The sequence below is a fragment of the Aurantimonas sp. A3-2-R12 genome (assembly GCF_036016755.1).
In the GTDB taxonomy this organism is placed as follows: Bacteria; Pseudomonadota; Alphaproteobacteria; order Rhizobiales; family Rhizobiaceae; genus Aurantimonas; species Aurantimonas coralicida_A.
In genome coordinates this window covers 17,881-28,535 of record NZ_JAYXIH010000049.1, presented here as the reverse complement: position 1 = coordinate 28,535, position 10,655 = coordinate 17,881, and the positions used below count along the sequence as shown (strand labels likewise).

Annotated in this window: 11 protein-coding genes and 2 pseudogenes; 7 read left to right on the top strand and 6 right to left on the bottom strand. The window is 64.0% G+C overall.

All coding sequences use genetic code 11. From position 1 onward, the window contains the following. Nucleotides 1-372: 372 nt before the first annotated feature. The gene (locus VSX60_RS19220) at nucleotides 373-909 is read right to left on the bottom strand and encodes a hypothetical protein (protein WP_327625879.1); all 537 of its coding nucleotides are present in this window, start codon (nucleotides 907-909) and stop codon (nucleotides 373-375) included. 394 nt (nucleotides 910-1,303) lie between these two features. On the opposite strand from VSX60_RS19220, the gene VSX60_RS19210 reads away from it, so the two are divergent. The 7 genes and pseudogenes from VSX60_RS19210 to VSX60_RS19180 all read left to right on the top strand — a co-directional run. Then, on the top strand, nucleotides 1,304-1,906 hold the full coding sequence (locus VSX60_RS19210) for an RNA polymerase sigma factor (RefSeq protein ID WP_327625878.1): 603 nt from the start codon (nucleotides 1,304-1,306) through the stop codon (nucleotides 1,904-1,906). Between the two features lie 94 nt (nucleotides 1,907-2,000). Beyond that, on the top strand, nucleotides 2,001-2,270 hold the full coding sequence (locus VSX60_RS19205; protein WP_327625877.1) for a zf-HC2 domain-containing protein: 270 nt from the start codon (nucleotides 2,001-2,003) through the stop codon (nucleotides 2,268-2,270). 34 nt (nucleotides 2,271-2,304) lie between these two features. Further along, entirely contained in the window at nucleotides 2,305-2,739 is a 435-nt protein-coding gene (locus VSX60_RS19200; RefSeq protein ID WP_327625875.1) for a DUF6789 family protein, read from the top strand. Nucleotides 2,740-2,866: 127 nt separating this feature from the next. Continuing rightward, complete coding sequence (locus VSX60_RS19195; RefSeq protein ID WP_327625874.1) at nucleotides 2,867-3,613, top strand: acetoacetate decarboxylase; 747 nt, start codon at nucleotides 2,867-2,869, stop codon at nucleotides 3,611-3,613. A 19-nt stretch (nucleotides 3,614-3,632) separates the two neighbouring features. After that, complete coding sequence (locus VSX60_RS19190) at nucleotides 3,633-4,415, top strand: 3-hydroxybutyrate dehydrogenase (RefSeq protein ID WP_327625873.1); 783 nt, start codon at nucleotides 3,633-3,635, stop codon at nucleotides 4,413-4,415. Between the two features lie 11 nt (nucleotides 4,416-4,426). Then, nucleotides 4,427-5,506 carry a patatin-like phospholipase family protein gene (locus VSX60_RS19185; protein ID WP_327625872.1) on the top strand — a complete coding sequence of 360 codons (1,080 nt, stop codon included), beginning with the start codon at nucleotides 4,427-4,429 and terminating at the stop codon, nucleotides 5,504-5,506. Nucleotides 5,507-5,876: 370 nt separating this feature from the next. After that, nucleotides 5,877-6,058 (top strand): annotated as a pseudogene (locus VSX60_RS19180) (integrase core domain-containing protein); the annotation flags it as partial. A 227-nt stretch (nucleotides 6,059-6,285) separates the two neighbouring features. Here the strand turns inward: VSX60_RS19180 and VSX60_RS19175 are convergent. The 5 genes and pseudogenes from VSX60_RS19175 to VSX60_RS19155 form a co-directional block, all read right to left on the bottom strand. Beyond that, a complete protein-coding gene (locus tag VSX60_RS19175; protein WP_327625871.1) occupies nucleotides 6,286-6,459 on the bottom strand; it encodes a hypothetical protein in 174 nt (57 codons plus the stop codon). Next, nucleotides 6,456-7,580, bottom strand: a complete 1,125-nt coding sequence (locus VSX60_RS19170) for a YeeE/YedE family protein (protein ID WP_327625870.1) — start codon at nucleotides 7,578-7,580, stop codon at nucleotides 6,456-6,458. The genes VSX60_RS19175 and VSX60_RS19170 overlap by 4 nt, the downstream gene beginning before the upstream one ends. A 7-nt stretch (nucleotides 7,581-7,587) precedes the next feature. After that, nucleotides 7,588-8,532, bottom strand: a complete 945-nt coding sequence (locus tag VSX60_RS19165; RefSeq protein ID WP_327625869.1) for a sulfurtransferase — start codon at nucleotides 8,530-8,532, stop codon at nucleotides 7,588-7,590. Nucleotides 8,533-8,578: 46 nt separating this feature from the next. After that, nucleotides 8,579-9,727, bottom strand: coding sequence for a DUF3179 domain-containing protein (locus VSX60_RS19160; RefSeq protein ID WP_327625868.1), 1,149 nt, complete (start codon nucleotides 9,725-9,727; stop codon nucleotides 8,579-8,581). A 61-nt stretch (nucleotides 9,728-9,788) separates the two neighbouring features. After that, nucleotides 9,789-10,655 (bottom strand): annotated as a pseudogene (locus VSX60_RS19155) (hypothetical protein); the annotation flags it as partial.

The window sequence follows — 10,655 nt, the reverse complement described above, 5'->3', positions numbered from 1 at the left end:
GAACGCGATCCGGCGGACCTACAACCGCGCCACCTATTGGGAGCAGCGGGTGACGCTTATGCAGGAGTGGGGAAATTTGCTAGACGGGCTAAAGGCGGGCCGTTAGTCTTACGCGCATTCCCCGGCTGGCTTCTGCTCTCCAGGTTGGCGTAATCGTCGGCAGCTGCTTCCTCTTTTGGAGAAAAATAGCCGGTGGTCGCGGAATTTTTGCGTCGTGATCGCCCAAAACTCTTACTCCGCATGGGTGCTTTCGCCGTGCGGCTATGTCACCTTGCCCATGCGTCTCTCCTACTATGACAAAGACGATCTCAACGTTCATGGTGAGATAGCTAGACGGGAATTGACGTATGGTTCAGGTCTGCACAAAGGTCGTCATCTGAACGGCCGCTTGCTGCTAACTTCGCCCCTATAGCGGACGGGTTGCGTTCGGTCCCAACCCAGCCGAGCTCTCTTTGGTTCGAGAACGACCGCAACCAACAATGGTATATCTCTTTCGGGTGTGGCGCACCATTCCTGAATACCAGTGGGCACTGCCTGTCCTCCTTCATTGTGAATAGCGACGAGCGCTCGAAGCCCATCCCGTCGGCCGGACAGCGTCGCGTGCCTGTCGCTGACCACGATGTGATCGATGATTGATCGGATGTACGCCTTCCGGAATGGGATATCGCCGTTGCGGATACGGTCTTTCATAAAGTTTGAGAATGCCACGATCCGTCCAGGATCCAGATCGAGTGCCGGTCCGATTCGGCGGCAGACTCGTTCGATTCCCGCAGCAGCGATGTCTCGGTCTTTCCTTGCTGCTGACAGCTTTGTGCTGAGACCGGGATCGGACGCTTCGGCCAAACCGTGCTCGACCATCGACATCAGGCGGCCGATTCGCTGCCGCGTATTCGCAAGCTCCTCATTCATCCGCAGCAGCTCCCCAGAATTCTCGTCGATGGCCCTGCGTTCCGATTCGATCCGTTGCAAGATTCCTGGCTGAACCGGCGCGATCCCCCTCCCCGCGCCTTCATGTGTGGCACCGCCGCGCGCGCCGCGACAAAATGCGCGCGCACATTTAAACGCCAGGACGACATGTCCATACCGTCCGCGTCCGTTTCCTCTAGATTGCCCTCGACTTGGACGCCCGCATGGGAATGGAAGCTCAGCAATCCCGGATAAAGACGGCGACTTCGGTCTTCGAAGTTTGTCGCGTTTCATGAGCACTTGTCGCACAAAAACAGGAAGGCCAGGGAACGGCATCGAAAGCTGCGTTACAAGATGTTTTGCTTAGTGTCAGTGGAAAGTTCGGGGGACACAGTGAATGCCCGCGCACGATGAAAACGACGCAGAGATCCTCCGCAGCCTTGCGGCGGGCGAGCGCAGCGCGTTTGAAACCCTCTATCGCCAGCACAATGGTGCGATGGTGCGGGTGGCCTCGGCAATCTTGGACAACCACGCTTCCGCAGAAGAGGTGGCGCATGAGACTTGGATCGCGGTGTTGCACAACATTGGCGGATTTGAGGGGCGATCATCCCTTGGAGGTTGGATCTTCACGATTCTGTCAAACAAAGCCAAGACCCGTGCCATGCGCGACGATCGCAGTGTGTCGCTTGACACCTCGGCGAACGACGACGAGTTCGCCGACGCCTTTGATGGGCGTGGTCGCTGGAAACACATGCCGGATCTGTGGGACGAGTTGACGCCCGAACGTGTTGTCGCCGGACGCCAGATTCTGGACCATGTCGGCGATGCGATTGAGGCCTTGCCACCCGCGCAACGCGCCGTATTGGTGCTGCGGGCGCAACAGAAGCTGGATGCGCAAGAGGTTTGCAAGATACTCGAAATCACCGAGGGCAACATGCGAATTTTGCTGCACCGGGCGCGCCGGACTCTGCGGCAGGCGATAGACGGGGCCGCGGGCTGATGTCCCGCAATTTGAATATCATAAAAACCATTTCAAAAATTCTTGTAACGAAACGCGGGCTGAATGGTCCTCTGTTCGTAAGGCATGACAATGGATGAAAACTATGCTGACCTGCCGCGATCTTGCCCAACAGGCTGACGCTTTTCTGGACGGAGAGTTGAACCTTGGACAAAGACTTCGGATTCGTCTGCATCTGTCGATGTGCAACGGCTGTGCCCGGTTCATGGGCCAGATGCGTCAGACGCGAAGCCTGATCACCGCTGAAGCACGCAATGCAGCGTCAGGCGAAGACAACACGGCTGTCGATACCGATATCGACAACATCCTTGATGCCTTTCACGATGGAAAACAGTCCGGCGGTTGAGATGGCCCCGCGACACCTGTGAAAGACCAAGAAAATGACAAACCTCAAGAACGGCTTTCTGGCCGGTTTCATTGCTACGGCCGTATTGTCAGTGATGATGGTGGCCAAGGGCATAATGGGCGTGATGCCCGAGCTTGATGTCGCGGCGATGCTCAGCATGATGATGGGCGCCCCGGTTATCGTAGGCTGGCTCGCCCATTTCATGATCGGCACTCTGGCCTGGGGTGGTGGTTTCGCCATCCTCTATGAGGCGATCCCCGGCGGCAGCGCCGTCGTCAAGGGCATTGTCTTCGGCGTGGCTGCTTGGCTGGCCATGATGATCATGGTCATGCCGATGGCCGGAGCTGGAGTCTTCGGCATGAACTTCGGCATCTTGGCGCCGATGATGACACTGGTCCTGCACATCGTCTTTGGCGCGGTGCTGGGGGGCGTTTATGGCGCGCGCGTACCAGCAGCGGTCGCGCACTAACTCCGCTTCCCTTTCCCGCGACCGGACAAGGTCGCGGGCCTCCCCCTTGAATTTGCGGCGCAGACTTTGCGCGCACTAGCCGTGCGCGCAAACGCAGCATCCCTGCCGCCAACCAGAAAGTCTGGCCATGACCCCCGACGAAATTTTGGCGCTCAACGCCATGCCCCCTGCCAATCCAAGCTACCCGAAAGGGCCTTACCAGTTCGTCGACCGCGAGTATCTTGTGATCACCTATCTGAGCAACCCCGACGCGATCCGCGCCATAGTGCCGGGACCGCTGATCCCGGACGGCAGTGGCCAGGTGCATTACGAATGGATCAACATGCCCGACAGCACCGGGTTCGGGGCTTACCAGGAATCTGGTCTGGTCATTCCCTGCCTGCTGAACAATGAGCCGGTCAACTATACCGCGATGATGTTCCTCAACGACGAGCCGCCGATTTCGGCTGGGCGAGAGATTTGGGGCTTTCCCAAGCGCTGGGGCGAGCCAAAACTGGACGTGCGCACCGACACACTGACCGGCACGCTGCACTACGCCGGCGAGCGGGTGGCGATGGGCACCATGACCTACAAGTACCAAGACCGGATGGCTCCCGATCCGGCCCAGCGGGGGGCGCATCTGCGCAAGACCTCGGTCAACCTCAAGATTATTCCCTGCGTGACCGGTCATCAGCGGGTGGCCGAACTGGTCGCCTACAACCTGACCGATATCACCATGCATTTTCACTATTCGGGTCCGGCGCGGTTGCATCTGATCCCGCATATCAACGCACCCGTCGCTGATCTTCCGGTCCTGAGCGTGGTCGAGGGGCGCCATTTCAAGGCCGACCTGACATTGCCCTATGGCCGGATCGTTCACGACTACCTTGCCTGATTTCCTGAAAGGATTTCCTATGACCAATCCTAAGACCGCCGTCATCACCGGATCGTCCAGCGGCATCGGCCACGGCATCGCCGAAGGGCTTGCCGCTGCTGGCTACAACATCGTGTTGAACGGCATCGAGCCTGCCGAACAGATCGAACCTGCACGCAAGTCACTGGAGCAAGTGCATGGCATCAAGACGATCTATTCGCCCGCCAACATGATGAAACCAGAAGGCGCGCGCAGCCTGATCGCCGAAGCCGAGGGTGCCTTTGGCCAAGTCGATGTGCTGGTCAATAATGCCGGTATTCAGTTCGTCTCGCCCATCGAGGATTTCCCCGATGAGAAATGGGAAGCGATCTTGTCCCTGAACCTTTCGGCGGCTTTCTATGCCACCAAGGCCGTCGTGGCAGGCATGAAAGCGCGCAAATGGGGGCGGATCATCAACATCGCCTCGGCGCATGGTTTAGTCGCCTCGCCGTTCAAATCAGCGTATGTCGCGGCCAAACATGGGATCGTCGGGTTGACCAAGACTGTCGCGTTGGAGGCGGCGGAACATGGCGTGACAGTGAACGCGATCTGCCCGGGCTATGTCTGGACGCCGCTGGTTGAGAAACAGATCCCCGGTACCGCAAAAGCGCGCGGCATGACCGAGGAAGAAGTAATCCACGACGTCTTGCTGTCAGCGCAGCCGACCAAGAAATTCGCCACTGTCGAGGAATTGGCCGCATTTGCCGTGTTCTTGTGCAGCGATGGGGCCGCGTCGGTAACCGGAACCGCGTTGCCCGTCGACGGCGGATGGACGGCGCATTGATGGAAAAGACCATGAAAGTCGCGAGCAACGGCGCGAAGCCGCGCAAGCCCGCCTATAATCGCAAACGTATCAACCTCGCCTTACAGGGCGGCGGCGCCCACGGTGCCTTCACCTGGGGCGTTCTGGATCGCATTCTTGAGGATGGGCGACTGGAGATCGACGCAATTTCCGGCACCTCCGCTGGTGCGATGAACGCTGTAGCGCTGGCCGACGGCTATACCGCCAGTGGCGCTGATGGCGCACGCGAAAAGCTGGAAGGTTTCTGGCGCACCATGTCCGACGCCGCAAAGAACAGCCCAATCAAGCGCGCGCCGATCGACGTGATGATGGGGAATTGGAGCCTTGACCGGTCCTGGGGCTATCACGCGTTGGATGCGATGTCGCGGATGTTCTCGCCCTATCAGACCAATCCGCTGAACATGAACCCGTTGCGCGACGTGCTGGAGGAATGCGTCGACTTCTCCTGCGTTCGAAGTTGCAACAGCATCAAGCTCTACATTTCCGCCACCAACGTCGAGAGCGGCAAGGTCAAGGTCTTCGACAGCCGCTATCTGACTTCCGATATGGTGATGGCCTCTGCCTGTCTTCCGAACGTCTATCAGGCGGTAGTGATTGACGGCGTGCCCTATTGGGATGGTGGATACATGGGCAACCCGGCGCTTTTCCCGTTTCACGCCGGAAGCGATTGCGCCGATATCTTGGTCATTCAGATCAACCCAGTCGAGCGCAAGGGCATCCCCCGCACCCCGCAGGAAATCCAGAACCGCCTCAACGAGATCGCCTTCAATTCCAGCCTGCTGAAGGAGCTTCGCGCCATCGATTTCGTCGCTCGGCTGATCGACGAGGGCAAGCTGGACGAAAACCGCTATCGACGCGAGCGCCTTCACATCATTGAGAACCAGGACGCGCTTATCCCGCTAGGGGCGTCCTCCAAGATGAACGCGGAATGGGCGTTCCTGACCCACCTGCGCGATCTGGGGCGTGAGACCGCGACGCGATGGCTTGAGGCGCATTTCGATGATGTCGGAGAACGCTCGACGGTCGATTTGCGCGCGATGTTCCTGGACATCGGCTCACAGCATCAAGGGTGAGCAGATAACGGGCGCAGATGAGTTCGGCTTTCCCATTGCCAGCGGCTTTCCGGCGATAGAGGCGCCCGGCATGACCGAGGTTGATATGCTGATGGTTTATTCCTACGGGATCACATTGCCGCAAATGATGGAGAACGCAGGCCGGGCGCTGGCGGGCAACACGACACCTACGGATCCGCGCTCACAGCGTATCCGGCAAAGTCGCGAGGGGCGGGGCCATGTAACGAGCTCGGGCTCTCAGCCCACGGTCTATCGACGGCCTGCCCGCACCTTCGTGCTTCCGGCGCCCCACGTCCAGGATGGGCTCACCATATCGCCGTTCGAAGAAGAACAGCGGGACGAAAAAGGCGCCGTAGATCACATACCGGATAACGGGAAAGTCGAACGCTCGCACCGTTCCGACGAGCAGGAGTTCCACCAACTCCTCAGCTACAATGGCGACGTCGACCTGGAGGCAAAACTCGTCGAATGGGAGCGTTTTACAACTTCGGAAGACCCCACGGCGCCTCCAACGGACAGACGCCTTACGAGGCGCTCCGAGAGAAGCTATAATCAATCCTGAGAATGTCCCCCGAGTACCAGCAGCTTACAACGCGGAGCCGTGGCGGAGCGCGCCACCCCTCCACATCTGACTTGGCAGAACCTCCCGTTTCCCACAGATACGAAGAGCGCCTCGAACGCCGCCTCGTCCCGCGCCCGCAGCCACTCGACGAGCTGCCCGTCGTCGCGCGCCGCGTGGGTCCCGCCCGCATCGTCGGCGTCGGCGGAACCCCGCCGCATCAGTCCGCCGTCGGTAGCGCCGCGCAGTGCGCGCCGCTGGCCGCCTGCCCCGAGCCGAGCGCGAGGAGCGGCGGGGCCTGGAACGGGTTCGGGGACGCGCTCGCGGCGAGATCGAACGCGATGAGCGCCGCCACCAGCGCCGCAGTCACGGCCATCGTCACGCGCCGGGTCATCGCCGCTCCTCGAGCCCGAGCGCCGGGCGCAGCCGGATGCCGACCCAGGCGCCGGCGAAGGCCATGACGAACCAGGCCCAGCCGTGCAGGCTGCCGGTCGAGACGCCGCTGAAGAAGGCCCCGACATTGCAGCCGAAGGCGAGCCGCGACGAATAGCCGAGCAAGAGCCCGGCGACCACCGTCGCCGCCCAGGCGCGGAGCGGCAGGTCGGGGACGGGCTGCGTGAAGCCGTGCCGCCACGCGGCGACAAGGAACGCGCCGCCGACGATGCCGAGGTTCGTGAGCGAGGTGACGTCGGTCAGGATGCTCTGGCCCAGCCGCTCGACATTCGTCGGCGCGCTCCAGAACGGGGACGCCGAGAGGTCGGCGCCGAGCGCACCCGCCCCCTTGGCCGCCCAGAGGCCGAGGCCGTAGACCACGCCCCAGGGCTGCCCCGCGACCACGAGGTTCGCCAGCGCGAACGCAGCGAGCAGCCCCGCCGCCAGCCACAGCCGGCGCGGAATGCGTCGCGTGCCGGGTGCCGCGAGCCAGAGCGCCGCCGTCGCGATCGCGGCCAGGCCCGCGAGCGTCACCGCCACCCCGTCGTAGCCGTCGAAGACGACGACGGGCGCGGTGCCGAGATCGGTCCACCAGGTCAGGTGATACGCCCCCGCGAAGCTGCCGATGGCGAAGAACGGCAGCGCCAGCACGCCCACCAGGTTGCCGCTGCCGGCGTTGACCAGCGTCCCCGAGCCGCAGCCCAGCACCACCTGCATCGCCGCCCCGAAGACGAAGGCCCCGCCCAGCATGGCGAAGCCGACCGGCGCGTGCGCCCCGATCAGCTCGGTTCCGTTCTGGGTAATGAGCGGAATCGCGACGACCGCGACGATGGCGATGGCGACAAGCTGCGCCAGCAGGCCCGCAGGCTCGCGCCGCACGATCATCGCCCGCCACGGGCCGGCGAAACCGAAGCGCAGCCCCTCGAGCGTGATGCCGAAGCCGAGGCCGATAAGCAGCAGCAGACCGTACCGCGCCCCAGCCGTCGCCGCCACGGCGAGTGCCGCGGCGAGCGCCAGCAGGATCAGGGCGGAGCGTTCGATCCCCCGGCCGAGACCGGGACGCGCCGTCGTGACATCGGTCATGTTCGCCTCAGAAGACGTTGGTGATCTGCTGCCAGATCCGGCGCAGCGGTCCCGGCACGTTCGCCATCTCGTAGCCCGCGTTCGACCAGCCGACCATCGACTCGGGGTAGAGCTTGACGTTGTCGAGCCCAGCGAGCTCGCTCAGCGCGAACCAGTTCGTCGCCGCCCAATGCCCCGTGTTGCAGAACGAGATGATCTGCGCGTCGTCGGTGTATCCCGCCTCCGCCGCGAGTTCGCGCGCCGCCTCGGCGTCGATGATCGCAGGGCCGTCGCCGAACCAGCTCGAATGAACAAAATACTCTGATTGCGGCAATGTGCCCGGCTGCGCCGCTGCGGGATGCATCGCGTCACCGCGCCAGAACTCCTCTGGCCGCGCATCGACCAGCGTACCCGCCTCCTCGCCCGAGACGACGGCCTGCACGTCCTCTTCGGTCGCGAGCCACTCATCGGAGAAGCTCACCTCGATCGCGCTCGGCTCGGGAGTGATCGAGGTCTGGTCGACCGTCAACCTCGCCTCGGTCCAGGCGTTGATGCCGCCGTTCAGAATCGCCAGGTCACTGACGCCGCTCGATTTCAGTGTCCAATAGACGCGGGCGGCGGCGCCGAAATCACTGACATCGGCGCCCTGGTAGACGATCACGGTCGGCCGGTCCAGCGTCACGCCCAGTGATTGCAGGGTCTCGGTCAACTCAGCGGCGCTCGGCAGCTGGCCGGGATTCTCCTCGGGGCCGCGGAACAGCGCGTAGGGCGCGCTCACCGCACCCTCGATGTGGCCGGTCGCGTAGGATGCCGCACCCTCGGCCGCGCGGATGTCGAGGACGAGTGGGTCGCCCACCTCGAGAACCTCGACCAGATCGGCCGGAGCGAGCAAGGGCGGCAGATCGGTCTGGGCCGCAGCGAGCCCCGTCGGGCCCACCAGAACGGCCGCGAGTGCAACGGTTCGCATGTTCATGAAGATCTCCTCTTTCCGAACTCGTGGTGTCATCTCGCACTTCTGCTCAAGCTTCAAGCGGTCCGCCGGCGCGGCGCATCGATGGGGCGGGACCGGGTGTTCTCATTGACGGCCCAAGGGCGATTGCCATCCTCGATCGATCGATCGGCCGGACCGGAACGTCGTTCTCTTTTCCGCCCCACCCGCAGAAACGACGCCGTCTGGCAGGTGCAGGGATCACGTTTGCGCTACCCACCGCCCCCGAGCATCCATGTCCCTTTGGGTAAAAGGCGTGAAACACAAAGGCAAATGGCAGGTCGTAGGGCACGTCGCGGCCGCGCGCGTCCCGCACCAGCACGTCGCCGACCTCGCGACCGCCGGCAATGGTGCCGCTGTCGAGCGCCGAGACCTGCCCCGACCGCCATTCCAGCGTCACGCCCGCCTCCTCGATCCGCCGCTCCTCGCGCAGCCGCTCGAGCGACCAGGCCCGGTCGCCCACCCGCGCGACGCGGGCCAGCGGCGGGATGCCGTGCAGCGGGTCCTCGCCGGAATAGAGGAACGGACGCCGCGATCTGTCATAGCCGATAGACAGGTTGCGGCCGTAGGCGCGCCGCCAGTCCGGCTCGTCCATCACGAAGCCGTCGGGATGCGCCTCGCGGAACGCCTGCCAACTCTCCATCCAGGCGGGCAGCGCGGTGAGCGTGCGCCCGGTGTAGCGCCCGACGATCCCCTCGCCGATGGCCTGTTGCCACCAGCTCTCGGGCGGCCGGTCGTACATGACCATGTCTGAGAAGCGCAGCTTGCCCCACACGCCGAACGTGTGCCGCACCCCGTCTATCCGCGCATCGAACGCCATGTCGCTGTTGCAGAGCGGGCAGTAAGTCACCGCATTCGGCACCGCCGCCACGACCTCGTTCACGATCTCGTGCCACATCAGGTAGCGGATCGGGTAGGCCCGCGCCGGCGCGCTGCCGGGGGCATAGCTCATCATCGACTCGCGCGGGTCGAGACGCGTCTCGTCGCGGGCCGGCCGGAACCACGGCGCCTCGATCACCGGAATCCCGTCCTTCGGCGGGCCGCCGGAGACGATCTCGGCGAAGTCGACCGCGCTGCGGGAGAAGTCGGTGTTCGGCCATTCGCGCCGCCCCGCCTCAGGCTGCGCCAGCGCCGCCGTCGCCGTAAGGACGAGCGCGAGGGCGGCGAGAAGTCGCGTCATGCTGCGACCTCCTTGCGAGTACGGGCCGCGGGCCGCTTGGGGGCGTCCCGCGGCTCGGGCGTCAGTTGGAGACGCGATACGCCTCGGGGAGGTACGTCATGCTGTCGGTCTCGGCACCGATTCCCATATGGCAGGCCGCGCAGAACTGCATCGCCTCGCCATTCTGGCCGCCGGTCCGGCCCATCAGCGAGCCGTCGGGCATCACCGCGGTGTAGATCCAGTCGCCGGTTCCGGGAGACGCGCCGGCCTCGGCCTTCTCCATCAGGAAGAGCGGGCCGAGCACGGCGTGGCCATCGGGCGAGACGGTGAAGCTCGGCTTGCCGAGTATGCCGCCCGCGGGCATCGCGCCGCCGGCCTCGAATTGCCGATAGGTTGGCGCCGCGTCCTCGTCGGCGAGATTCACCACATAGCGACCGCCATGGGTGGCCGAGCTGTAGGGTCCGGTGCTCACCGTCTCCCAGGACAGGAAGGCGCGCGCCTCGGGCAGGTCCGACTTCAGCCAGGACGGGCCCTCGATGCTCTCGCCCGCCTCGAGCGCCGCCGCCTGCTCCTCCATCTTGTCGAGGAGGCAGTCGTAGAGCTGCGCCGCCTCCTCGTCGCTGACCTCCTTGACGGCGCCGGCCGCACAGGGGTTGGCCGCGCAAGGATTCGCGGCGGCGCACGGGTTGGCTGCGGCAGCGCACGGGTTCGCCGTCGGCAGCACACAGTCCGTCTTGGCTCCGGCTTCCTGAGCCGCGCACGGATTGGCTGCGCAGGGGTTGGCCGCTTTGGGTTTGGCCGCCGCGCACGGGTTGGCGGCGCAGGGGTTCGCCGCCTTGGGTTTGGCCGCCGCGCACGGATTGGCGGCGCAGGGGTTCGCCGCCTTGGGTTTGGCCGCCGCGCACGGGTTGGCGGCGCAGGGGTTCGCCGCCTTGGGTTTGGCCGCCGC

Bases quoted from the DNA above. Each gene is read 5' to 3' on its own strand.
- VSX60_RS19220 (WP_327625879.1), bottom strand. From the start codon at position 909: ATGAATGAGGAGCTTGCGAATACGCGGCAGCGAATCGGCCGCCTGATG.
- VSX60_RS19210 (WP_327625878.1), top strand. From the start codon at position 1,304: ATGCCCGCGCACGATGAAAACGACGCAGAGATCCTCCGCAGCCTTGCG.
- VSX60_RS19205 (WP_327625877.1), top strand. From the start codon at position 2,001: ATGAAAACTATGCTGACCTGCCGCGATCTTGCCCAACAGGCTGACGCT.
- VSX60_RS19200 (WP_327625875.1), top strand. From the start codon at position 2,305: ATGACAAACCTCAAGAACGGCTTTCTGGCCGGTTTCATTGCTACGGCC.
- VSX60_RS19195 (WP_327625874.1), top strand. From the start codon at position 2,867: ATGACCCCCGACGAAATTTTGGCGCTCAACGCCATGCCCCCTGCCAAT.
- VSX60_RS19190 (WP_327625873.1), top strand. From the start codon at position 3,633: ATGACCAATCCTAAGACCGCCGTCATCACCGGATCGTCCAGCGGCATC.
- VSX60_RS19185 (WP_327625872.1), top strand. From the start codon at position 4,427: ATGAAAGTCGCGAGCAACGGCGCGAAGCCGCGCAAGCCCGCCTATAAT.
- VSX60_RS19175 (WP_327625871.1), bottom strand. From the start codon at position 6,459: ATGACCCGGCGCGTGACGATGGCCGTGACTGCGGCGCTGGTGGCGGCG.
- VSX60_RS19170 (WP_327625870.1), bottom strand. From the start codon at position 7,580: ATGACCGATGTCACGACGGCGCGTCCCGGTCTCGGCCGGGGGATCGAA.
- VSX60_RS19165 (WP_327625869.1), bottom strand. From the start codon at position 8,532: ATGAACATGCGAACCGTTGCACTCGCGGCCGTTCTGGTGGGCCCGACG.
- VSX60_RS19160 (WP_327625868.1), bottom strand. From the start codon at position 9,727: ATGACGCGACTTCTCGCCGCCCTCGCGCTCGTCCTTACGGCGACGGCG.